The sequence below is a fragment of the Methylophilus sp. TWE2 genome, from assembly GCF_001183865.1.
In the GTDB taxonomy this organism is placed as follows: Bacteria; Pseudomonadota; Gammaproteobacteria; order Burkholderiales; family Methylophilaceae; genus Methylophilus.
The window spans coordinates 583666-606769 of sequence record NZ_CP012020.1; the positions used below are offsets into that span (position 1 = coordinate 583666).

General features: G+C 51.7%; 20 protein-coding genes. 6 read left to right on the plus strand and 14 right to left on the minus strand.

The annotated features are described in order from the left end of the window. Positions 1-5 precede the first annotated feature (5 nt). From ACJ67_RS02835 to ACJ67_RS02870, 8 genes are all read right to left on the minus strand, one after another. Positions 6-1340 (minus strand): sodium:alanine symporter family protein, encoded by a 1335-nt coding sequence (locus ACJ67_RS02835; protein WP_049637787.1) that lies wholly within the window; start codon positions 1338-1340, stop codon positions 6-8. Positions 1341-1394: 54 nt separating this feature from the next. Next, positions 1395-2699, minus strand: a complete 1305-nt coding sequence (locus ACJ67_RS02840) for a M18 family aminopeptidase (protein WP_049637788.1) — start codon at positions 2697-2699, stop codon at positions 1395-1397. Between the two features lie 2 nt (positions 2700-2701). Then, entirely contained in the window at positions 2702-3616 is a 915-nt protein-coding gene (gene hemF / locus ACJ67_RS02845; protein ID WP_018986232.1) for an oxygen-dependent coproporphyrinogen oxidase, read from the minus strand. A gap of 20 nt (positions 3617-3636) precedes the next feature. Then, on the minus strand, positions 3637-4905 hold the full coding sequence (purD, locus tag ACJ67_RS02850; protein WP_049637789.1) for a phosphoribosylamine--glycine ligase: 1269 nt from the start codon (positions 4903-4905) through the stop codon (positions 3637-3639). A gap of 128 nt (positions 4906-5033) precedes the next feature. Further along, positions 5034-6638 (minus strand): bifunctional phosphoribosylaminoimidazolecarboxamide formyltransferase/IMP cyclohydrolase, encoded by a 1605-nt coding sequence (gene purH, locus ACJ67_RS02855; RefSeq protein WP_049637790.1) that lies wholly within the window; start codon positions 6636-6638, stop codon positions 5034-5036. A gap of 92 nt (positions 6639-6730) precedes the next feature. Next, positions 6731-6967: a helix-turn-helix domain-containing protein gene (locus tag ACJ67_RS02860; protein ID WP_049637791.1), complete on the minus strand. Its 237-nt coding sequence runs from the start codon at positions 6965-6967 to the stop codon at positions 6731-6733. After that, positions 6967-8004: a tRNA dihydrouridine synthase DusB gene (dusB, locus tag ACJ67_RS02865; protein ID WP_049637792.1), complete on the minus strand. Its 1038-nt coding sequence runs from the start codon at positions 8002-8004 to the stop codon at positions 6967-6969. The genes ACJ67_RS02860 and dusB overlap by 1 nt, the downstream gene beginning before the upstream one ends. Positions 8005-8097: 93 nt before the next feature. Continuing rightward, positions 8098-8724: a TetR family transcriptional regulator gene (locus ACJ67_RS02870; RefSeq protein ID WP_049637793.1), complete on the minus strand. Its 627-nt coding sequence runs from the start codon at positions 8722-8724 to the stop codon at positions 8098-8100. A gap of 184 nt (positions 8725-8908) precedes the next feature. Here ACJ67_RS02870 and ACJ67_RS02875 point away from each other — a divergent pair, with 184 nt between their 5' ends. The 5 genes from ACJ67_RS02875 (at position 8909) to lgt (ending at position 16988) form a co-directional block, all read left to right on the plus strand. Continuing rightward, positions 8909-10096 (plus strand): efflux RND transporter periplasmic adaptor subunit, encoded by a 1188-nt coding sequence (locus tag ACJ67_RS02875; RefSeq protein ID WP_049639730.1) that lies wholly within the window; start codon positions 8909-8911, stop codon positions 10094-10096. A 79-nt stretch (positions 10097-10175) separates the two neighbouring features. Continuing rightward, entirely contained in the window at positions 10176-13310 is a 3135-nt protein-coding gene (locus ACJ67_RS02880) for an efflux RND transporter permease subunit (RefSeq protein ID WP_049637794.1), read from the plus strand. Positions 13311-13318: 8 nt separating this feature from the next. Then, complete coding sequence (locus tag ACJ67_RS02885; RefSeq protein ID WP_049639731.1) at positions 13319-14770, plus strand: efflux transporter outer membrane subunit; 1452 nt, start codon at positions 13319-13321, stop codon at positions 14768-14770. 102 nt (positions 14771-14872) lie between these two features. Beyond that, positions 14873-16135 (plus strand): MFS transporter, encoded by a 1263-nt coding sequence (locus ACJ67_RS02890; RefSeq protein WP_049637795.1) that lies wholly within the window; start codon positions 14873-14875, stop codon positions 16133-16135. Positions 16136-16196: 61 nt separating this feature from the next. Further along, positions 16197-16988, plus strand: coding sequence for a prolipoprotein diacylglyceryl transferase (gene lgt, locus ACJ67_RS02895; protein ID WP_049637796.1), 792 nt, complete (start codon positions 16197-16199; stop codon positions 16986-16988). On the opposite strand, the gene ACJ67_RS02900 is transcribed toward lgt, so the two are convergent. The 6 genes from ACJ67_RS02900 to polA all read right to left on the minus strand — a co-directional run bounded on the left by ACJ67_RS02900 (position 16985) and on the right by polA (position 22225). Then, on the minus strand, positions 16985-17254 hold the full coding sequence (locus ACJ67_RS02900; protein ID WP_082164097.1) for a YkgJ family cysteine cluster protein: 270 nt from the start codon (positions 17252-17254) through the stop codon (positions 16985-16987). The two genes, lgt and ACJ67_RS02900, sit on opposite strands and share 4 nt — an antisense overlap. 30 nt (positions 17255-17284) lie before the next feature. Further along, the gene (locus ACJ67_RS02905; RefSeq protein WP_156171634.1) at positions 17285-17830 is read right to left on the minus strand and encodes a hypothetical protein; all 546 of its coding nucleotides are present in this window, start codon (positions 17828-17830) and stop codon (positions 17285-17287) included. Between the two features lie 110 nt (positions 17831-17940). Then, positions 17941-18693, minus strand: a complete 753-nt coding sequence (locus tag ACJ67_RS02910; RefSeq protein ID WP_049637799.1) for a molybdopterin-binding protein — start codon at positions 18691-18693, stop codon at positions 17941-17943. 120 nt (positions 18694-18813) lie between these two features. Beyond that, complete coding sequence (locus tag ACJ67_RS02915) at positions 18814-19053, minus strand: GlsB/YeaQ/YmgE family stress response membrane protein (protein ID WP_018986218.1); 240 nt, start codon at positions 19051-19053, stop codon at positions 18814-18816. 115 nt (positions 19054-19168) lie between these two features. Continuing rightward, positions 19169-19387, minus strand: coding sequence for a hypothetical protein (locus tag ACJ67_RS02920; protein ID WP_049637800.1), 219 nt, complete (start codon positions 19385-19387; stop codon positions 19169-19171). A gap of 60 nt (positions 19388-19447) precedes the next feature. Continuing rightward, on the minus strand, positions 19448-22225 hold the full coding sequence (gene polA / locus ACJ67_RS02925; protein WP_049637801.1) for a DNA polymerase I: 2778 nt from the start codon (positions 22223-22225) through the stop codon (positions 19448-19450). Between the two features lie 95 nt (positions 22226-22320). Here polA and ACJ67_RS02930 point away from each other — a divergent pair, with 95 nt between their 5' ends. Beyond that, complete coding sequence (locus tag ACJ67_RS02930; RefSeq protein ID WP_049637802.1) at positions 22321-23046, plus strand: TIGR00730 family Rossman fold protein; 726 nt, start codon at positions 22321-22323, stop codon at positions 23044-23046. Positions 23047-23104 lie beyond the last annotated feature (58 nt).

Below are 23104 nucleotides of genomic sequence, written 5' to 3' on the forward strand. Positions count from 1 at the left end.
GTTTCCTAAGCGGTATTTTTACTGGAAAAGTAGCGAGTCGTTTCTTGTTTAATGATCTTTGATAGCAATAACAAACCAATCAGATTGGGGATAGCCATTAAGCCATTTGCCAAGTCTGAGAAGTTCCAGACAAATTCAAGACTAGTGATGGCGCCTATCATCACTGCGATGGTAAATGTGACGCGATAAGCTTTAATCCAATGCGAGCCTAATAAATACTCGATGGCCTTTTCTCCGTAATAGTGCCAGCCGATCAGTGTGGAATATGCAAATAAGGCGGTCGCAATTGCTACGATGACGCGTCCAGTATTGCCCAGCGACTCCGCCATACTGCTGCTAGTTAATTCTGCCGGGCTCACCCCCAGTGTCCAGCTGTTGGCAGTTAAAATCACCAATGCCGTCATCGTACACACCACCAAGGTGTCTATAAATGTTTGCGTCATGCTGACCAGTGCCTGTTTCACGGGGCTGTTGGTGCGCGCCGCCGCCGCCGCGATTGGCGCTGAACCCAGACCTGACTCGTTAGAAAATACGCCTCGCGCGATACCAAAACGCATGGCAGCGGCCACCGTGGCCCCGGCGAAGCCACCCGTTGCAGCACTGGGGTTAAATGCATGATAAAAAATAAGGCCGAATGCATGTGGGATTTGTTGGATATGCATGATCAATACCCACAGACTGGCGCCCACATAAGTGACTATCATTAACGGCACCAGAAAAGAAGTAAATCTGCCAATCGAGCGTATGCCACCCAAAATGACCAAGCCAGTTAACAGGCTCAACACAATGCCGCTGGTCATGAGCGGGACATTAAAAGTCGCTTCAAAAATTTTGGCTGCAGCATTCGCTTGCGTCATATTGCCAATGCCAAACGCAGCACAAGCAGTAAATACTGCGAACAGGGTACCCAGCCAAGTTAACCCTGCACCTTTGCTCAGATAATACATTGGCCCACCACGCATGCCGTGCGGACCTTTTTCCCGGTACTTCACAGCCAATACCGCTTCACTGTACTTGGTGGCCATGCCCACCAGCCCGGTTACCCACATCCAGAACACGGCACCAGGCCCGCCGAGACTAATGGCAGTGGCCACCCCGACGATATTGCCAATCCCAACCGTGGCTGCCAGGGCAGTCATTAACGCTGCAAAGTGGCTGATATCCCCTTCATGGTCTTGATCTTTGGTCCAGATGAGTTTGAAAGCATGCGGTAGGGCGCGAAATTGCAGCCCCTTAAGGAGAATGGTCAGATACAAGCCTGTCCCAACCAGCAAGGTCAGCATCAGTGGGCCCCATACCCAGGTTGAGAGTGTGGCGACGAGTTTTTCTAATGCTTGCATAGTGATCCCTTTGTCTTTCAGGGATTATAGCGATGTTATGAGGGGATGCGCCAGTTATGCAAGAAAGTGTTGTTTGAGTACAGCAATCATCGCGGCATGGTCCAGTACCCCGGCACTTTCACGGATGCTGTGCATGGCCCACATGGGGTTGCCAACATCCACAGAGGCAATGCCCAGTTGAGCTGCCATGATGGGGCCTATGGTGCTACCACAACCTAAATCGGTGCGGTGCGCATATTGCTGATAAGGGGCGCCCGCTTTGTCACATAGCTGGATAAAGCGCGCAGCAGTGACTGCATTGGTGCTGTAGCGTTGATTAGCGTTGGTTTTAATGACCGGACCATGGTTGATTTGTACATGATGGCACGGTTCGTAACTGCCGGCATGATTGGGGTGAAAGGCGTGTGCCATATCCGCGCTGATAAAAAAACTATTGGCAAAACTACGCAGTTTATCTTCTTGTGTGAGTCCGGTGCTATGACAAATACGTTCTATCACATCCAGCAAAAAGCTGCCGCCGGCACCGGTTGCGCTTTCGGAGCCAACCTCTTCGTGGTCAAAAAAGGCACAAATAGCCGTCGCTTGCAGTGTTTCACTGCTTAACAGGGCTTCCAGGCCAGCGTGGCAGGAGGCTAGGTTATCCAGTTGACTATTAGCAATAAACTCCTGTTCCAGTCCCCAGAAGCTGCCTCTCTGGATGTCATAAAACGCGAGATCCCAACTGACAATAGCTGAGGCAGGAATTGCCAGCTTGCCTGCCAGGGTTTCATTTAATAACTGCTGGGCTGTATCGCTATTGGCGGCATGCCCGAAAATCAGTGGCAGCCCGGTTTGCTTGTTGAGTACCAGGCCTTTTTCGTTTACTTCGCGGTTCATGTGAATCGCCAGGTTAGGCAGGCGGGCAATCGCTTGATCAATCCTGATCAGGCGGGTTTGCAGGCCCTGTTCGGTATTGATCGCAACGCGTCCGGCGAGGCTCAGGTCGCGGTCGGTAAATGTTGCCAGAATCGGTCCGCCATAGACTTCCACGCCTAATTGCGCCAGGCCTTCAGTGCTATAGGCTGCTTTCGGTTTTAAGCGCAGGCCAGGGGAATCAGTATGTGCCCCGAGAATACGGAAGCCACTTTCCGCCAAGGCTGCCTGCCCCAATGCAAAAGCGATAATCGAGCCGCCATCCCGCACGACAAAATATTTGCCGCCTTTTTTAAATTGCCAGGGTTCGTTTTCGCGCAGGTTTTTAAAACCATGAGCCTTGAGCTGGTTTGCCACATTTTCTACGGCATGCCAGGGGCTAGGGCTTTGATCAATAAAATCCAGCAGGGCTTGTGCGTGTTGTCTGGCTTCTACTGAAACTTGCATGGTTACACCCAGTCTTTCTCAATCAAAAAATCGCTATACAGCTTGGCTTCTGCACTGCTGGCTTCGGGTTTCCAATCATAGCGCCATTTCACTATCGGTGGCATAGACAGCAAAATAGACTCGGTACGGCCATTTGATTGCAGGCCGAAAATCGTGCCGCGGTCAAAAATCAGGTTAAACTCAACATAACGGCCACGGCGATACGCCTGGAAGTCGCGCTCACGCTCGCCATAAGCCTTATCCTTTCGGCGTTGCACAATCGGCAAGTAAGCGTTAATAAACGCATCGCCGACGGCACGTTGCAAGGCAAAGCTCTGGTCGAAACCTAATTCACTGAAGTCATCAAAAAACACACCGCCAATGCCACGAGGTTCCTTGCGGTGCTTGAGGAAAAAGTAGCTGTCGCATTCTTTTTTGAATTTGGTGTAATAGTCGGCACCAAAAGGCGCGAGTGCTTCCTTGTTGACGCGATGAAAGTGTATGCAGTCATCCTCAAAGCCATAATAAGGCGTGAGGTCCATGCCGCCGCCAAACCACCAAATATCCTGTTCACCAGCTTGTTGTGCCTTGGCGACAAAAAATCGCACATTCATATGTACGGTGGGTACGTAGGGATTATGCGGGTGAAATACCAGCGAAACACCCATCGCTTCCCACGGACGGCCAGCGGCCTCAGGATGGGCCACACTGGCTGCTGGCGGCAACTTGTTCCCCAGCACATGGGAGAATCCAACCCCGGCGCGCTCAAACACATTGCCACCTTCGAGCAGGCATGAATTGCCGCCACCGCCTTCTGGGCGTTGCCAGCTATCCTGCAGAAATGTTTTGCCATCGACGAGTTCGATCGCTTCAACGATACGGCTTTGCAATCCTTGCAGGTAATCAAAGACGGCTTGCGGTTGGATGTTCTCTGTCATAACCTGGCTCTTGAGTGCGCTTAGTTTTTAATGGCGCGGTAGCCAATGTCTTTACGATACTGAGCGCCATCAAACTGGATTTGTTCCAACACCTTGTAAGCTTGTTGTTGGGCGAATTTGACGGTTTCACCTAATGCCGTCACACATAACACGCGACCGCCACTGGTAACGATCTTGCCATCTTTTAGCGTGGTGCCAGCGTGGAATACGTGACCGTCTTGCAGGTCTCTTGGCAGGCCAGTGATTTCGTCGCCCAGTCTTGGTGTCTCAGGGTAGTTGGCGCTTGCCATTACCACGCCCAAGGCAAACCGCCAGTCCCATTCAGCTTTGGCCTGGTCCAGGGTGCCATTGACGGCGTGCTCGGCCAGTTCTACCAGGTCCGACTTCAAGCGCATCATGATAGGCTGAGTTTCCGGGTCACCCATGCGGCAGTTGAATTCCAGGGTTTTGACTTCGCCACTTGGACTAATCATCAACCCGGCATACAGGAAACCAGTATAAGGAATGCCGTCTTTTGCCATGCCTTCTACCGTTGGTACGATAATTTCACGCATGGCTTTGGCGTGGATGTCTGGGGTCACCACGGGCGCAGGTGAATAAGCACCCATGCCACCTGTGTTCGGGCCTTGGTCAGCATCCAGCAAGCGTTTGTGATCCTGGCTGGTGGCCAATGGCAGGATGTTTTTACCATCGACCATGACCATGAAGCTGGCTTCTTCGCCGGTTAAAAACTCTTCGATGACCACGCGTGCACCGGCATCACCAAGCTTGTTGTCTGACAACATGGCATCCACGGCCGCATGGGCTTCTTCGAGTGTCATGGCAACCACGACACCCTTGCCCGCGGCAAGGCCGTCGGCTTTGATCACGATAGGCGCGCCATTGGCATCAATATAGGCATGCGCTTGAGTGACGTCACTAAAAGTCTGGTATTTGGCGGTGGGGATGCCATGGCGGAACATAAAGGCTTTAGCAAAGTCTTTGGAGCTTTCCAGTTGAGCGGCTGCTTTGGTTGGCCCAAAAATTTTCAGGTCAGCCGCGCGGAAAGCGTCAACCACGCCTTGGGACAAAGGGGCTTCAGGGCCGACGATGGTCAGTGCAATTTGTTCATCTTCTGCAAACTTGACCAGGTCTTCCACTTTAGTCAGAGGAACGTTGATCATGTCCGGGTTAGTGGCGGTTCCTGCGTTACCTGGCGCGACATACACACGGCTCACCTGTTTGTTTTGAGCGACCTTCCATGCCAGCGCGTGCTCGCGGCCGCCGCTACCAATCACTAAAATTTTCATATTTTTCACGTGCCTAAAGTTATAGCCACAGAGGGCATAGAGTACAAACAGTAAAAATACAGCTGGCGGTCTTTTTTGCTAGCTGCAGCGCTCTGTGCCCTCTGTGATCTCTGTGGCAATTAGAATGATTAATGTCTAAAGTGACGGATACCCGTCACTACCATGGCTAATCCACGTTCGTCCGCAGCAGCAATGACTTCTTCATCGCGCATGCTACCACCCGGGTGGATGACGCAGCTTGCACCAGCGTCGGCCAATACGTCTACCCCATCACGGAACGGGAAAAACGCGTCAGAAGCGACCACAGACCCTTGCAGGCTCAGGCCTGCATTTTGTGCCTTGATCGCGGCAATCTTGGTGCTGTCCACGCGGCTCATTTGTCCTGCCCCTACGCCCAGGGTCATGCCGTTACCGCAGAAAACAATGGCGTTGGATTTGACGTATTTGGCCACATTCCAGGCAAATAGCAAGTCTTGCATTTGTGCCGGTGTCGGTTGCAATTTGGTAACGACCTTGAGGTCTGCCAACTGCATGTCGTGGTTGTCGGCGGATTGTAGCAAGATGCCTGAACCCACACGTTTGGAATCGACCGCGTTACGGCCTTGATCCCAAGCTGTATTGCCGCCTTGTGGTAAAGCAATTTTCAATACGCGCACATTCGCTTTGGCGGTAAAAACGGCCAGTGCTTCAGGCGTAAAGTCAGGGGCAATCAGCACTTCAACAAATTGCTTGGAAACGGCTTCGGCCGCGGCGCCATCCAGTGTCGTGTTAAACGCAATAATGCCGCCAAAAGCAGAGGTCGGATCGGTTTTGAAGGCTTTGCTATACGCTTCGAGTGGATTGATGCCCACAGCCACACCACATGGGTTGGCGTGTTTGACAATCACACAAGCTGGTCCGCTGAAAGATTTGACGGCCTCCCAGGCGGCATCAGCATCCGCAATGTTGTTGTAACTGAGTTCTTTGCCTTGCAGTTGCTGAGCAGTTGCCAGGCTACCGGGGGCAGGGTAGAGGTCGCGGTAAAACGCCGCTTGCTGGTGGCTATTTTCGCCGTAGCGCAAATCTTGTACTTTGACAAAATTGCTGTTCATCTGACCTGGGAACTGGCTCAGTACCGGTTTGCCTGCAGATTCAGTTTCTGCAAAATCAATCGCAGACAGGTAGTTACTGATGGCTGCATCGTATTGGGCAATGCGGTTAAACGCAGCGACTGACAGTTTGAAACGTGTTGCCTTGGAAACACTACCATTATTGGTTTTTAGCTCACTCACCACTTCGGCATATTGCGCCGCATCGGTCAGCACGGCCACATCATTCCAGTTTTTGGCGGCAGAACGCACCATGGCCGGGCCACCAATGTCGATATTTTCAATCGCGTCTTCCAATGTGCAATCAGCTTTTGCAACGGTGGCTTCAAACGGGTACAGGTTCACGGCCAGCAAATCAATGTTTTCGATCCCGTATTGCTGCATGGCGGCAACATGCTCAGGCAGATCGCGGCGGCCTAACAAACCACCATGTACTTTAGGATGCAGTGTTTTGACGCGGCCATCCAGCATTTCCGGGAACCCGGTAAAGTCGCTAACTTCCTTGACGGGAATGTTGTTGTCACGGAACAGTTTGGCAGTGCCGCCAGTAGACAGGATTTCAACACCTAATTGATGGAGGGATTGTGCCAGTTCGAGCACACCGGTTTTATCGGAAACACTGATAAGCGCGCGTTTAATCGTCATAATGAATGTGAGTGGAGTTGCAAAATAAAAATGAAAAGGTCTAAAAATGGAAAAGGCCTGATGATGAATGTCATCACCAGACCGGGATTAATCTATTCCAGGCCATAGATGGCCATTTTTTTTCTGAGGGTATTACGGTTGATTCCCAGCATCTCTGCCGCTTTGCTTTGGTTGCCGCCTACTTTGTTGAGCACATATTCCAGCATGGGTTTCTCCACGCAGCCTAGCACCATGTCGTAAATAGCGTGAGGTGGTTGACCGTCCAGATGCGTGAAATACTCATCTAGTGACTCGCGTACGGCGAGGCTCAGTTTGCCATCGCTTTGCATTATGCCGCCAACTCCTGGTTATTTTCGGTATCGGAGTCTTCGTTGTCAGCGTATACCAGGCGCTCGTTCCTGGCACGCAGCTCGGCAAAAAAGTCGTTGATGGCCTGCAACTGCAAGTCAATGGTTTGCAGAGTGTTCATGTTGTGGCGGAAGGCAGCAGAGCCCGACAAGCCCTTGGTATACCAGGAGATATGCTTGCGCGCGACGCGCATGCCGGTGAGGTCACCATAAAATGCGTACAAATCATGCAGATGCTCCAGCATGACCTGGTGAATTTCGTCCACTGTTGGCGGTAGCATGTGCTCGCCGGTGTTCAAAAAGTGCTCGGTTTCACGGAATATCCAGGGGCGGCCTTGTGCAGCGCGGCCTATCATCACGGCATCCGCTTTAGTGTAATCAAGCACAAACTTGGCTTTTTCCGGTGTGGTGATATCGCCGTTGGCGATCAATGGAATCTTGATGGCTTGTTTGACTGCCGCGATGGTGTCGTATTCTGCGTCACCATGGTAGAGGTCGTTACGGGTGCGGCCGTGAATTGTGAGTGCCTGCACGCCAATGTCTTCAGCCATCCTGGCGATCTGGATGGCGTTTTTATTTTGCCTGTCCCAGCCGGTGCGGATTTTCAGTGTGACCGGGACGTCGACCGCATTGACCACCGCCTTGAGAATTTGTGACACCAGTGGCTCATCGCGCAGCAAAGCAGAGCCTGCCATGACGTTACAGATTTTTTTGGCTGGGCAACCCATGTTGATGTCTATAATTTGGGCGCCATTCTCGACGTTGTGTCTGGCGGCTTCGGCCATCATGGACGGCTCAGCGCCTGCAATCTGGACTGAAATCGGACTGACTTCGCCTTCATGGTTGGCACGGCGTTTGGTTTTTTCACTGCCGTACAACAAGGAGTTGGAGGTAACCATCTCGGACACAGCCAAGCCTGCTCCCATTTTTTTGCATAGCATACGGAATGGTCTGTCCGTGACGCCTGCCATGGGAGCAACGACCAGGTTGTTTTTTAGTTGATGTGGTCCGATTTGCATGGTATGAATCAGTGGCTACTGATAAGTCAGTGAAAAGACTGACTATTTTAACTGCAAATCGCGGATCAGGGAATCCGTAAAATGAATTATTGCTTATTTTTTACGCAGTTTGATGTGGGCATCTATGAGTTGCATGGCGCGGTCGCGGAATAATGTTCCTTCTGTGTCTTTGACCCACATATGCAGCAGACCGGAGAAAAATAAATGTGTATCCAGTGCCAGTTCTGCCGCCGTCAGTTGTGTGCCTACCTGGCCAATTTCCTGTGCTTTCGCATAGGCCTGTTCCATTTTGTGCACGAGTCCGCTACAGTTACTTAAAATTGATTTCAATACATCGGCAAACTCATCGACATATTCGCATTTGGTCATCATGACTTCATAGGTGGCGCGTGTCGTCTGGTCGTTGTCCAGAATCTGGATGGTGCTTTCCAGATGTTTGCGGATGCGGCCCAGTGGATCTGGATTAGCTTCATCACTATTACCGAGCAGCGTATCGTCCATGCGGTCAATCAAAGGCAGGTAGACCTCTTCGCGCATGGCATGAAACAATTCGGCCTTGTTCTGAAAGTGCCAGTAAACAGCGCCGCGCGTGACGCTGGCATGTGAGGCAATCTGTTCCAGGCTGGTGCGGCTCACGCCTTTTAACAGGAACATTTCGCGTGCAGCATCAATAATGCGCTGGCGGGTAATTGCGGCATCTTCTTTGGTTTTACGTACCATAGTCTCTATCGCTCTTTAAGCATTCATTAAAGTTTCTTGTATGACGGGTATCTTACCAGTTACGCCGGGTGAAATATTTGGCAACTTTTTTGCAATACCCCATTTACATACATACATGTTTGTATATAATATACATCCAAGAGTGTATGTAATCAAGTCTATTTTAAAAATTTTTGAGGATAACATGTTGATTTCACAGACTATCCAGCCTCGTCGTACCTTGCTCGTGCTTGCTTTGGGTGTTGTACTGAGTGCCTGCGGCAAATCATCCAACGAACAAAATCCTGCAGCAGGTGGTATGCCTGCCATGCCGGTGACCGTGCAGGCAGTCACTGCGGAAACGGTTCCGATTCAAACTGAAGTAGTTGCACAAACTGAGGGGGCCAAGCAGATTGAAGTGCGCCCTCGTGTTGGCGGTATTGTATTAAAACGTCTATATCAGGAGGGTGAGCCGGTTAAAGCGGGGCAGGATATGTTCCTGATTGATCCCGTGCCGTATCAGCTTCAGGTTGAACAATCCAGAGCCTTCATCGCCCAGCAGAAAGCACGTATTGAGCAAACAGCACGTGAAGCGCAGCGCCTGAAAGGCTTGCTAGATAGCAAGTCCATCAGTCAGCGTGAATATGACAACGCGGTCTCTGATAACTCAGTCGCCGCTGCGATCCTGTTGCAATACCAGGCACAACTGCGTGAAGCAGAGCTGAACTTGTCTTATACGCATGTGAAAGCACCTGAAAGCGGTATCGGTGGTCGTTTTGTCTTGTCGGAAGGGGCGCTGGCCAGTGCCAATACCACTTTACTGAGTACTATTGTTCAAGTGTCCCCGATCTGGGTACGTTTCAGTCTCTCCGAGTCTGAGTTGCAGAATCTGGGCGGCCATTTGACGCCAGGAAAAGTGAAGGATGTGCGTCTGATTCTGGCAGACGGCAGTGAGTATCCCTTGTCAGGCAAAATCAATTTTTCTGCTAGTCAGATTGATCCGGCTTTGGGGACACAACAGTTGCGTGCAGAATTTCAGAATCCTGATAGGACATTGTTGCCAGGTCAATTTGTGCGTGTACGTGTGACCACCGGTAAGCGTGATGGCGTATTCCTGATTCCTCAAACGGCTGTATTGACCGGGCAACAAGGCAAGTTTGTGTTTGTGGCAGAAAAAGACAAAGAAGGTAAAACGGTTGCTGCGGTGCGTCCTATCGTTGCGGGTGGCTGGTTTAATGACCGCTGGAGTGTGCTGGATGGCCTGAAAGCAGGCGATCAGGTGATTACTGATAATCTGATCAAAGTGCGTCCTGGCGCACCAGTGGCCCCACATGCACCAGATGCAGCGCCTGCCGCCCCTGCGGCTGCAGGCCAGGAAAAAGCCAAAAGTTAACAAAAAATTTTCTGACGCTTACCTCCTTTTATTGACGGCCTGAGACACAGGTGTCCAGGCCGATTTCAGGAAAAACGATATGACCCGATTTTTTATCACACGCCCGATTTTTGCTAGCGTGCTGTCTATCATCATCGTGTTGGCAGGTCTGGCTGCGGCATTCAAGTTGCCGATTGCCCAGTATCCGCAAATTGCGCCACCAACCGTATTGATTACAGCCACCTATCCTGGTGCCAGTGCAGAAACCCTGTCCAAAACCGTAGCTGCGCCCATTGAAGAGCAATTGAGCGGCGTTGAAAACCTGCTGTACTTTAACTCCAGCTCTGACAGTAGCGGCACGTTGACCATTACCGCCACGTTTGATATCGGTACCGATGTTGACCAGGCAACGTTTAACGTCAGTAACCGTGTGAACATTGCCTTGCCACGCTTGCCTGAGGACGTGCGTAGGACGGGTGTCGTGGTGCAAAAACGCTCCAATGACATTTTACTGGTGGTGATGCTGACCTCTAAAAACAAAGATCACAATCGACTGTTTTTGAGTAACTACGCCACTTTGAATATGCTGGATGAGTTCAAACGCATTAAAGGAGTGGGTGATGTCACTATTTTTGGTGGGCAAGACTATTCCATGCGTGTTTGGTTGCGTCCCGACCGCATGGCGCAGCTTGGGGTTTCAACCAGCGATATTTCCGCCGCCATCAGCGCCCAAAACGCGCAATATGCCGCTGGTAAAATCGGCGCTGAGCCTGCCACTCCTAACCAGCAATTGGCTTTTACCGTCACAGCTAAAGGGCGACTGATTGATCCGGAGGAGTTTGGTAACATTATTATCCGTGCACAGGGTCCGAACGGGGTGTTATACCTCAGAGATGTGGCACGCGTTGAGTTGGGCGCGCAAAACTATAACGTGCAGTCTGCCCTGGACGGGCAAGCAGGGGTGGCGATGCCTATCTTCCTGCAAACAGGGGCCAATGCACTGGATACAGCGAATGCTATCAAAGATAAAGTTGAGGAGTTAAAAGCCAAGTTCCCGCAAGGCATGGAATACAACATTCCGTATGACACGAGTGATTTTGTGAAGGCCACCATCAAAGAAGTATTTCATACTTTTGGTGAGGCGCTTGTACTCGTTGTGATCGTTGTGTTCCTCTTCCTGCAAAGCTGGCGTGCCACCCTGATCCCGATGATTGCGGTGCCGATTTCGATTGTTGGTACATTTGCCGGTTTGTACCTGTTCGGCTTCTCAATCAACCTGCTCACGCTGTTTGCCATGATTCTCGCCATTGGTATTGTGGTGGATGATGCGATTGTGGTGCTTGAGAACACCGAACGCCTGATGAAGGAGGAAAACCTTAACCCGTTACATGCGGCGATTAAGTCGATTGCCCAGGTGCAAGCCGCCGTCGTGGCGATTGTGCTGGTGCTGTGTGCAGTGTTCGTCCCTGTGGCGTTCCAAGGCGGGATTGCCGGTGAGTTGTATCGCCAGTTTGCGGTGACCGTGGCGATTTCCGTGGTGATTTCGGGCGTGGTCGCGTTAACGCTGACGCCAGCCTTGTGTGCCATGATCCTCAAGAATGATCATCATGAAAATGCATTTTTCCGTAAATTTAACCAGGGGTTTGGCAAGCTGACACGCTTGTATACTGGTACGGTCAACCTGACTTTGCATCATAAGATCATTGGCGCCATTGTGTTCGGCGGCATGCTGATTGTGATGATTTTGCTGTTCCGTACGGTACCGGGCGGGTTTGTTCCACCAGAAGACCAGGGTTATGTGATTAGTATCGTGGTGATGCCAGATGGTGCGACCCTCAAGCGTACCTCACAAACCACGGAGAATATCCGTGCGGCGGTTGCCAAGGATCCTGCCACTGCGCATGAATTTGCCGTGAATGGCTTTGAATTGCTAACGGGTGCCAATAAAACCAATGCTGCAACCATGTTTGTGCGTATGACAGACTGGGATGCGCGGACCACCAATGCTGACCAGATGGTAGGTAAGCTGATTGGTATCGGTATGGGCCAGCCCGATGGTATGGGCTTTGCCGTGAACCCGCCAGCGATTCGTGGCCTGGGTTCTGCCGGTGGGTTTGAAGTGTATGTCCAAAGTAAGGGCGATACGGATCCGATCAAGCTGTCGCAAGTCATGAACAACTTTATGGACGCGATGCGTGCTGATCCCAAACTGACCGGCATCAACAGCTTCTTCCGCCCAACGGTGCCACAACTCTTTATTGAGGTCGATGAAGCCAAAGCCTTGTCACAGAACGTGAAAATTTCGGACATTTACGCCACGCTGCAAAGTACCATGGGTTCGCTGTACGTCAACGACTTTAACCGCAATGGACGTACCTACCGGGTACAGCTACAGGCCGAAGCTGAGTACCGCATGAAGCCTGAAGATCTGGGTAAGGTCTACGTGCGTAGCCAGCCAACGGCCGAGAGTCCGGATGGCAATATGGTGCCGATGTCAGCCCTGGCTAAAGTCAGCAATATTGTCGGTGCCGAGCAACTGGAGCGTTACAACGGTCTGCTGTCTGCCAAGATATTTGGTAGCGGTGCGCCGGGTGTGAGCTCTGGTGATGCGATCAAACTGGTAGAAAAAATCGCCAAGGAAAACTTGCCCGATGGCTACCAGGTTGCGTGGACAGGCCAGGCTTACCAGGAAAAACGCACAGGTTCTGCCGCACTGGTTGCGTTTGCCTTTGCAACCGTGATGGTGTTCCTGATTCTGGCCGCACAGTTTGAAACCTGGGCATTGCCACTGGCAGTGATTATGGCGATTCCATTTGCCATGACCGGGGCCCTGATTGCGGTGCTGACACGTGGCATGAATAACGACATCTACTTCCAGATTGGGTTGATTACCCTGATTGGCCTGGCGGCGAAAAACGCGATTCTGATCGTGGAGTTTGCCTCACAGAAAATGGAAGAGGGCATGCCGTTGGCTGAGGCGGCATTGGAAGCTGCGCGCTTGCGCTTCAGACCGATTGTGATGACGTCGATGGCGTTTGTGCTCGGGATTATCCCACTCGTGTTTGCGACAGGTGCCGGTGCAGCTGCGCGTCAATCCATGGGGACGGGCGTGTTCGGCGGCATGTTGCTGGCCACCTTTGTCGCTACCATCTTTATCCCATTGTTCTTTACCTGGCTGACCAATGAGAAAAAAGTGCGTCACCACGGGCATATTGTAGAAGAGGAATCGGTATGAAACCGACGATGAAATTGACATTAAAACCGTTACAACAGTCATTGCTGTTAGGGCTTGCTACCCTGTCACTGGCAGGTTGCCAGGTGCTGGGGCCATTCTATTCACGTCCTGAACCACAAGTACCGGCTCAATATACGGATGGTCAAATGAGCCAGATGACCCAGGAGCAACAACTGGCGCTGCAACAATGGTGGACATTGTTTAATGACAGTCAGCTCAACCAACTGGTTGAAACTGCACTGGCAAAAAACAACAATTTGCAGTCAGCGATTGCACGTATTGAAGAGGCCGATGCCTTTGCACGCGAAAGTGGCTCCAACTTGTTGCCCACTGTGACTGCGACAGGCTCAGGCATACGTAATCGGGTGACAGAATCAGGGATTTTCCCGGTGTTTGGCGATAACCCGCGTAAAACCTATAAAATCGGCTTGAACGGTAGCTATGAGCTCGATTTCTGGGGCAGGTTGCGCCGCGCAAATGAAGCTGCCCGAGCACAACTGCTTTCAAGTCGTTACGCAAAGGAATCGGTGACCTGGTCTCTTTCTAGTCTGGTGACCAACCATTACCTGATGATACGCAGCCTGGATGCCCAACTGCGCGTCAATGAGCAAAACCTCAAAACGGCACAGGATAGTTTTGACCTGGCGAAGCGCAGGGTTGAAGGCGGCATCGCCACTGTTCTTGATGCCCACCAGGCAGAACTGGTGGTGACCACGTTGCAAACACAGGCACTGGAACTGAAAAGACAGCGTGCCTTAAGTGAGCACCAACTTGGCTTACTCACCACTGATCTTGGCTTGAAAATTCCGGCAGGTGACCTGATGGCGATGCCAGCCCCGGTCACACCGCCAACCGGCCTGCCTTCAGCATTGATGGAAGCCCGGCCGGATGTGCGCCAGGCAGAGCAGGCCATGATTGCGGCGAATGCCAACATTGGGGTTGCGCGCGCAGCCTTTTACCCAAGCATTTCACTGACCGGTACCTACGGCGCTGAAAGTATTGCGCTCAACAATTTGCTGAAATCTCCGGCGCGCGTCTGGTCACTGGGCTTGGATATCAACCTGCCTATCTTCAACGGCGGACGCCTCAAAGCCCGTGAAGACCAGGCCACAGCACAACAGAAGCAAACGCTGGCAAGTTACCAAAATACCTTGCAGACGGCCTTTACTGAAGTGAGCGATGCCTTGTCGAATACCAGTCAGTATCGTGAGCAGGAGTTGCTGGCCCAGTCCAAGGAGAAAACGACCGCCAATATTCTGGCCGTCGCCCAGAACCGCTACCAGGCAGGCTATACCAGCTATCTGGAAGTGCTGGATGCACAACGCAATCACAACGAAGCCACGCAGGCGCTGGTACAAAGCCGTCAAAACACCTTGATTGCCACTGTGGATTTATTCAAGGCATTAGGAGGCGGCTGGAAACCCGAAACCGTGAAACAGGAAGAATATTACAAAAAGTAATTCTTCAGTGTTTGATCAACACAAACCGGGTTTGCCCATCAGGCATGCCCGGTTTTTTGTTTCCTGCTTTGCAAAACGGTCAAGGCCACTTAAGATGCTGCCATGCATTCACCCTCCTTATCCCGCATTGCCTTTGCCAGCTTTATTGGCACCGCGATTGAATTCTACGATTTTTATATTTACGCCATGGCCGCTGCCTTGGTGATCGGCCAAGTGTTCTTTCCGGGCAGTGATCCGGCAGCGCAGTCCTTAAATGCCTTGCTAACCTTTGGCCTGGCCTTTATTGCGCGGCCGGTGGGTGCATTGTTATTTGGTCATTTTGGCGATCGCATCGGCCGTAAATCTACGCTGGCCGCGTCATTGCTCGTGATGGGGACATCCACCTTTTTGATTGGTCTGTTACCCGGGTATGCGACTTGGGGTATTTGGGCGCCCATCTGCCTGTGTTTCTTGCGCTTTGGCCAGGGCATAGGCTTGGGCGGCGAATGGGCTGGCGCGGCATTGCTGGCCACCGAATATGCACCGCCAGGCAAGCGTGGCTGGTATGGCATGTTTCCGCAGTTGGGCCCTTCGATTGGTTTTTTACTGGCGACGCTGACTTTTCTGGGGCTTAGTCTAGGGTTGAGTGAACAACAATTTGAACAATGGGGCTGGCGCGTACCCTTCATTATCAGTGCAGCATTAGTCATGGTCGGTTTATATGTCAGGTTTAAACTGGCCGAAACGCCGGTATTTGCGCAGGCAAAATCCTCCGAGCATTTACATCGCTGGCCTTTGAAAGACCTGGTTTTTCAGCACGGGCGCGCCATTGTGCTAGGTGCACTGGCCATGGCGGTGTGTTATCACCTGTTTTATACAGCCACCGTGTTTTGCCTGAGTTATGGTACACAAACCTTGCATATTGCGCGGCCCGTTTTCCTGGCGTTGCTATGTATTGCCGTGATTGGGATGGCAATCGCTACCCCGTTTGCTGCCTGGTGGTCAGATCGGGTGGGTAGGCGTCCTGTCCTGATGTGTGGGCACTTGCTGGCGATTGTGTTGGGTTTTACCCTGACGCCCATGCTGGGTAGCGGTGACTGGCTATGGATTTTGCTTTTCCTGTTCGCCTCGTTATTTTTGATGGGGGTGACCTTTGCACCCATGGGGGCATTCTTACCTGAACAGTTCCCAGTCGCGGTGCGTTATAGCGGCGCGGGTTTAAGTTACCAGTTAGGCGGTATTTTAGGCGCTTCATTTGCACCTGCGATTGCGCAAAGCCTGGTGCAACACGGCGGTCTGCCATGGGTGGGTGGCTATATGTCATTGATGGCCGTGATCAGCCTGCTGGCAGTATGGCAAATGCCAAGCAATGCGCACAGCGTCTAGTCATATCCACGTCACTGCGCTGACAGCAGGTATAATGCAGTTTTTTTCACGGTGAGTCGGCATGTTTACCCATCCTGGATTTAACCCCATCGCATTGCAAATAGGTAGTTTTGGTATCCACTGGTATGGCTTGATGTATCTGGTCGGATTTTTTGGAGGCTTGTGGTTGGGGCAATATCAGGTCAAGCGGTTGCGCAAAATAGACCCTGCTTCTCCCTGGCAGGAACGAGATCCCGACGATATGCTGTTTTATATCGCACTGGGCGTGGTGTTGGGTGGTCGGTTAGGATATGTGCTGTTTTATCAACCCGCTTACTTTTTGCAACACCCTTTAGAAATTTTTGCCCTGTGGCAAGGCGGAATGTCGTTTCATGGTGGCTTTATAGGCGTGATGGTTGCCATGGCCCTGTTCGCGCGCAAACGTGGCGTAGCGTGGTTGCAGTTGATGGACTTTGTCGCCCCTTTGGTCCCGATTGGCCTGGGCGCGGGCCGGCTGGGTAATTTTATCAATGCCGAGTTGTGGGGGCGTCCAACCAACGCCGACTGGGGCATGGTATTTCCCGCGGTCGATCACGTGGCGCGCCATCCCTCGCAACTATACGAGTTTGCATTGGAAGGCATCGTGCTGTTTCTGGTGCTATGGACGTTTGCAGGCAAAAAGCGCCCTGTTGGTGCCATCTCCGCCATGTTCCTGCTGTGCTATGGCAGTTTCCGCTTCCTGGTCGAATTCACACGAGAGCCCGATAGCTTTTTAGGCTTGCTGTCACTGGGCCTGAGTATGGGCCAATGGTTGTGCGCGCCCATGATATTGTCCGGCATCTTGATGATGCGCTGGGCGTATCGCACGCATTAACGGTCAGGCTGGGTTGCTGACTCCAAAGCACTCAGCCATTCGATTGCATACTCGCGAGGTTGATTGGCTTCACCGCACATTTCGAGGCTGGGTTGCAAGCTGCCGCAAAATGCAGGCCGTTCTGGCTTGCCAAACAATTGGCATTTAAAATCCGCGGTTAAATTAACACAAGGCACCCCTGCTGGCTTGCCGTTGGGCATGCCAGGGATAGGGCTATGAATGCTGGGGGCGATACAGCATGCGCCGCAGCCTGCTTTGCAATCTATCGAGGAAGTGGGTTTCACGGCTGCTTTTTCCTATCGCTGATAATCCACGTGCTGTAACTCAAAGCCTGCCTGACTTTGTAAGCCATGCAGTGTCACAGGAATCTCAGGAGGGAGGCTGGCAAAAGTTCTCCCTGCAACGCAAAAATATACCGGAAACCCACGAGCAAGCATGGGACTGGATAATCGCGTGATACAGCCTTTTCGATTATCAAAATAACGTTTTTCATACACTCCCGCAGCGATATACTCTTGTTCAAAACGCACGGCATCACCGCTATTTTTCTGCCAACGGTCCTCTATGATTGCTGGCATGCCTGTGAGTTGGGTATACACATCACCGGCCCCGTAGATCAGTGAAAAATACCCTAAAAAATAGAGCAGTATCGGGCTGCACACTATTAAAAATAGCTGCTTGTAGCGTGAGAGGTAAGCTTTTCGCTGACGCCATATCAAGTAGTAAAAAGCACCCGTCACCATTGTGCTTATCAACAGGTTGCAGTAAAAGCCAGCGCTTTGCCAGGCCGCACTGGGAATAAAGTGATGTGCCAGTGCCCAAATTAAGAGCAGACATTGCACGGTGAGTAATGCCAAAAGAATCAAAACATGCCTGGGATGCGCTTGGGCTGGGACAGCGCTTGGTGCCGAGTTCGCATGAGTAATGCGCGTTGATTTTTTTCTTTTTTTCGTCATGGCGATGATAGGCTGGCATGCCAAGGGTAGCCCAGCGCTGTCACGCCCGCCTTTAAATCAGTCATCCCCAACATCACTTGCGCACTCGCGCCTTTTAACCCAACTTCGGTGGTTCTGCGCTGATTGGTTCTAGGTAAACTAAACAGCTTTAATTCCGGGTATTGCCTCAATATTTCGTGCATCAAATCAATCAAGTCACTTTCCCCAGCCTCGGTTACCACGATGGATTGTTCCAGGTAATCATTGGCGTGAAAAAGCTGGCTGTAATAGGTCTCCAACACCCATTCAATCATGGGGTGCGCCATTTCGGGAAAGCCAGGCACAAAGTAATGTTCTCGCAGACTAAACCCTGCCACGCGATTGACCGGGTTGGGGATCAGGTCACATCCTTGTGGAAAATCCGCCATCAACACCCGTTTAGGGTAAGCCGCTTCACCATATTGGGCTTCAATATTGGCAACGGCACCGGGATGTCGTTCAATCGGCACGCCCGCAGCTGCGGCAGCGCATTGCCGCGTATGGTCATCAGGCGTGGCGCCAATGCCGCCAAAACTGAACACCACATCCCCACGCGCCATACTGGCTTCAAGATGCGCGGTGATCTGTTCAGGAATATCCCCAATAAAATGGGCCCAGCTTAATTGCAGGCCGCGTGCCGAAAGCAATGAAATCACCTTGTTCAAGTGAGCATCCTGCCGTTTGCCAGACAGGATCTCATCACCAATAATATAAATGCCGAATGAGCGCATAGGTCAACAGAGTGAATAAGTTGCGAAATATTACCTCACCAGGTGTTCGTCCCCCAACAGGTTTTGAGGACAATAAAAAAGGCGATGACCTAAGTCATCGCCTTTTGTTCTGGATTGCAATCAGGCTGAGCGCAACAGGCGTGAAATAAAAATCAGGAAAACAGCGCCTATGGTCGCTACGATAATGCTACCTACCATGCCGCCGCTTGCACTTAGGCCGAGTGCGCCAAACAGCCAGCCGCCAACAACAGCACCTGCAATCCCCAGGATCAGGTCCCAGATGAGGCCATAGCCATCACCCTTCATAATCAAGCCTGCCAACCAACCCGCGATAATGCCAACTACAATTGTCCAAAGCATGTGTGTACTCCCTTGTTGTTGTGATGAGCGCCCATCCTAACCATAAGCTGCGTGGTAATCTGTCAGATGGCGTAGGAAAAACCTGTCAGAAAAGACTGGCAAGTCAGCCTTTTCGTTATTTTTTCAACCCGACCAATACCATGGCAACCCCTGCTACCAGCACAATAATGCTCAGCGCCTGGGGGATCTCGACATCTTTAGTGATGTCGGCACTGGCCTCGAGTGAGCCGATTTTGGCGACAGTCTCTTTGCTTTCATAACTAAAGCCTTTGAGTACCAGACCGGCGGTGCCGAGTGCAACCAATATGATGCCGATAACGAGTGTGGATTTCATTGTGGGTTTCTCCTGTTTGTTAATTGGTTTTTTTGAAATAACACCATACCATAGCAAGGATTAATGTGCGCTTTCCCAGTTACTTCCAGTGCCGACTTCAGCCAATAAAGGCACATCCAGTGTGGCGACCCCCTGCATCAAAGCAGGTAATTTCTCTTTAACCAAGGATAGCTCAGCCTCTGGGACTTCGAGCACCAGCTCATCATGTACCTGCATGATCAGTTTAGTTTGCAGCTTTTCTTCTCGCAACCACTTGTCTACAGCAATCATTGCCAGCTTGATCAAGTCAGCCGCGGTGCCTTGCATGGGCGCATTAATGGCGGCCCGTTCGGCGCCGTTTCTTCTTTGTACGTTAGCGCTGTTGATTTCAGGCACCCACAAGCGTCTGCCGAAATAGGTTTCGACATAGCCTTGCTGCTTGGCCAGTGCGCGCGTGTTTTCCATATAGGCTTTGACACCGGGGTAACGCGCAAAATAGCGTTCAATGTAATTGGCCGCCGCGCCACGCTCGATATTGAGGTTTTGCGCCAGGCCAAACGCGCTCATGCCGTAGATGAGGCCAAAGTTAATCACTTTGGCGTAGCGGCGCTGCTCGTTGTCTACGGCGGCTTTGTCCACGCCAAAAATTTCTGCGGCCGTGGCGCGATGGATGTCTTCGTTATTGGCAAAGGCCGTCAGCATCCCGGCATCTTGTGAGAGATGCGCCATGATGCGCAGCTCAATCTGCGAATAGTCTGCCGAGATGATCTGGCTACCGGGCGGGGCGATAAAAGCTTCGCGGATGCGTCGGCCTTCGGCGGTGCGTACCGGAATGTTTTGCAGGTTAGGGTCCGAGCTGGCCAGGCGGCCAGTGATGGCAACCGCCTGGTTGTAATTGGTGTGTACCCGCCCGGTTTGCGCATTAATCATTTTTGGCAGTTTGTCGGTGTAGGTGGATTTCAGCTTGGCTAAACTGCGGTGTTCCAGAATCACCTTGGGCAGCGGGTAATCCAGTGCCAGCTCTTGCAATACATCCTCGTCGGTACTCGGTGCGCCAGAGGGCGTTTTCTTCAACGGTTTGATGCCGAGTTTGCCAAACAGAATTTCTTGCAATTGCTTGGGGGAGCCGAGATTGAACGGTTGCCCGGCCAGTTCATAGGCCTGTTTTTCAATCTCCATCAGCCGCAGGCCAATTTCATTGCTCTGGCGGTTGAGCATATGGCTGTCGATCAACACGCCGTTGCGTTCCATGCGTTGCAATACCTGCATGCTGGGCATTTCCACCCGCTCATAAATAAAGCGCAGTTTGTCTGACACCGTCACTTGCGGATAAAGGGCGTGATGCAGTTGCAGGGTGATGTCGGCATCTTCCGCGGCATATTCTGCGGCGACCTCCACAGTCACCTGGCTGAACGACACTTGTTTTGCCCCTTTGCCCGCCACGGTTTCGTAGCTGATGGGCGCAATGCCAAGATGGCGCTCGCTCAGCTCATCCATGCCATGCCCTTTGTGACTCTCGAATACATAGGATTGCAACAGAGTGTCATGCGCGATGCCTTGCAAGTGAATGCCATGATTGGCCAGCACATGCATATCGTATTTCAGGTTCTGGCCGACTTTTTGAATGTTTGGGTTTTCCAGGATGGGCTTGAGTTTGCCTAGGGTCGCGGTCAGGTCCAGTTGCGCAGGCGCATCAAAGTAATCATGGGTGAGCGGGATATACGCCGCTTCACCAGGCGTCACGCTAAACGAGACGCCGACGATTTTGGCCTGCATGGGATCAAGTGAGGTCGTTTCGGTATCAAAGCAGAGCAGTTCGGCTGTTTGCAGTTTGGCTAGCCAACTGTTCAGGTCTGCGTCAGTCAGTATGGTCTGGTAGTGGCGGCGCGTATCAGCCGTATAGCTTGGCAGGGGGGCGGAGTTGTTTGCATCAGTAGTGATTGCTATTGATGGCGCAGCTGGATTTTCGACCACAGGTGCCGTGGCACCATCTGGCAATTTGTCCAGCTCGCGTTTCCAGCTGCGAAACTCAAAATGATCAAACAATGCCAGCAATTTGGCTTTATCCGGCACTTGCGGTACCAACTCATCGAAATGCTCGCAGAGGCCAATATCACAGCGTATGGTGATCAGCTCACGTGCTGTTGGCAGCCAAGGTAAGGCCTTGCGCAGGTTTTCACCCACCACGCCTTTAATATTGTCGGCATTGGCCACAATGTTGTCGAGAGAGCCATATTCGGTGAGCCATTTAACTGCCGTTTTCGGGCCGACTTTTTCGACGCCAGGGACGTTGTCCACACTATCGCCAACCAGGGTCAGGTAGTCGATGATCTTGCTGGGCGGAATGCCAAACTTGTTTTCAACGCCTGCGATGTCGAGTACGTCATCGGTTTTACGGAAGGCATCACGCATGGTGTTGACCACCGTAATATGATCATTCACCAGTTGCGTGATGTCTTTATCGCCAGTAGAGATGATGGTGCGGATGCCTTCTTTTTCGGCCTGTTTGGCCAGTGCGCCAATGACGTCATCAGCCTCTACGCCTTCTTCAATGATCAGTGGCCAGCCCATGGCGCGTATGGTTTCATATAGCGGTTCAATCTGCACGCGCAAATCATCCGGCATGCTGGCGCGGTTAGCCTTGTATTCAGGGTAGAGATCGTCGCGGAAGGTTTTACCTTTGGCGTCAAACACACAGGCGCTGTAGTCAGAGGGATAGTCCTTGTGCAGGCGGCGTAACATGTTTAACACGCCCTGAATCGCGCCCACAGGTTCATTGGCCGAATTACGTAAATCCGGCATGGCGTGAAAAGCGCGATAAAGGTAACTGGAGCCATCTACCAGGAGCAGGGTTTTCATTATGCGTTCTCTTGAATCAAATCAATGGCGTATTTTACGCATTTCAAAGCGACTTCATGTACACTAATTTGGTTTGTAATATGAAGGACTGATGTATGACCAGCCAAAAGCTACCAAGTATGGTGCAGCCGGAGTTACTTGATGGCGATGATGTGAACCATGAATCGTGGCGAGCGTTTGAGATCATGGCCGAGTTTGTCGGCGCAACTGAAAACCTCAAGGCCATTATGCCGGCCGTGTCTATTTTTGGTAGTGCGCGTACCAAGCCAGACCACCCTAATTACCTGCTCACTGAAGAAATTGCGCGTTTGCTGTCAGATTCCGGGTTCAGTGTCCTATCCGGCGGTGGCCCTGGCATTATGGAGGCGGCCAACAAAGGCGCGTTCCCCGGGCGTGGTGCCAGTGTTGGCCTGAATATCAAATTGCCTTTCGAGCAACACGGCAATCCTTACCAGGACATTGGCATCAGCTTTAAATACTTTTTCATGCGCAAGGTCATGTTTGTTAAATATGCCAGTGCTTTTGTTGTCATGCCGGGCGGTTTTGGCACGCTGGATGAGTTGATGGAAGCCATTACCCTGGTGCAGACTGGTAAGAGCCGCAAGATTCCGATCATATTGGTCAGTAAGCAGTATTGGGCCGGGCTGGTGGATTGGCTACAAAATACGCTGGTGGCAGAGGGGATGGCCTCACCGGCGGATATGGACCTGATACAAGTGATTGATGAGCCACAAAAAATTGTGGATGCCATTTTCAAACACTATGAGACCACCGGTTTTGAACTGACGCCAGCCGAACGCAAGATGTTACTTTATCTATAAGTGAAGGCCGACATCGCTTTATTTAAGATTATTGTGTCTGCAGTTACCGCCAGCAGGG

What these genes read in the sequence shown, in the direction of transcription:
- ACJ67_RS02870 (WP_049637793.1), bottom strand. Translation starts at nt 8,724, where the DNA reads ATGGTACGTAAAACCAAAGAAGATGCCGCAATTACCCGCCAGCGCATT.
- ACJ67_RS02875 (WP_049639730.1), top strand. Translation starts at nt 8,909, where the DNA reads ATGTTGATTTCACAGACTATCCAGCCTCGTCGTACCTTGCTCGTGCTT.
- ACJ67_RS02920 (WP_049637800.1), bottom strand. Translation starts at nt 19,387, where the DNA reads ATGAAATCCACACTCGTTATCGGCATCATATTGGTTGCACTCGGCACC.
- purD (WP_049637789.1), bottom strand. Translation starts at nt 4,905, where the DNA reads ATGAAAATTTTAGTGATTGGTAGCGGCGGCCGCGAGCACGCGCTGGCA.
- ACJ67_RS02890 (WP_049637795.1), top strand. Translation starts at nt 14,873, where the DNA reads ATGCATTCACCCTCCTTATCCCGCATTGCCTTTGCCAGCTTTATTGGC.
- polA (WP_049637801.1), bottom strand. Translation starts at nt 22,225, where the DNA reads ATGAAAACCCTGCTCCTGGTAGATGGCTCCAGTTACCTTTATCGCGCT.
- ACJ67_RS02880 (WP_049637794.1), top strand. Translation starts at nt 10,176, where the DNA reads ATGACCCGATTTTTTATCACACGCCCGATTTTTGCTAGCGTGCTGTCT.
- dusB (WP_049637792.1), bottom strand. Translation starts at nt 8,004, where the DNA reads ATGCAAATCGGACCACATCAACTAAAAAACAACCTGGTCGTTGCTCCC.
- lgt (WP_049637796.1), top strand. Translation starts at nt 16,197, where the DNA reads ATGTTTACCCATCCTGGATTTAACCCCATCGCATTGCAAATAGGTAGT.
- ACJ67_RS02835 (WP_049637787.1), bottom strand. Translation starts at nt 1,340, where the DNA reads ATGCAAGCATTAGAAAAACTCGTCGCCACACTCTCAACCTGGGTATGG.
- ACJ67_RS02910 (WP_049637799.1), bottom strand. Translation starts at nt 18,693, where the DNA reads ATGCGCTCATTCGGCATTTATATTATTGGTGATGAGATCCTGTCTGGC.
- hemF (WP_018986232.1), bottom strand. Translation starts at nt 3,616, where the DNA reads ATGACAGAGAACATCCAACCGCAAGCCGTCTTTGATTACCTGCAAGGA.
- purH (WP_049637790.1), bottom strand. Translation starts at nt 6,638, where the DNA reads ATGACGATTAAACGCGCGCTTATCAGTGTTTCCGATAAAACCGGTGTG.
- ACJ67_RS02930 (WP_049637802.1), top strand. Translation starts at nt 22,321, where the DNA reads ATGACCAGCCAAAAGCTACCAAGTATGGTGCAGCCGGAGTTACTTGAT.
- ACJ67_RS02860 (WP_049637791.1), bottom strand. Translation starts at nt 6,967, where the DNA reads ATGCAAAGCGATGGCAAACTGAGCCTCGCCGTACGCGAGTCACTAGAT.
- ACJ67_RS02885 (WP_049639731.1), top strand. Translation starts at nt 13,319, where the DNA reads ATGAAATTGACATTAAAACCGTTACAACAGTCATTGCTGTTAGGGCTT.
- ACJ67_RS02915 (WP_018986218.1), bottom strand. Translation starts at nt 19,053, where the DNA reads ATGCTTTGGACAATTGTAGTTGGCATTATCGCGGGTTGGTTGGCAGGC.
- ACJ67_RS02840 (WP_049637788.1), bottom strand. Translation starts at nt 2,699, where the DNA reads ATGCAAGTTTCAGTAGAAGCCAGACAACACGCACAAGCCCTGCTGGAT.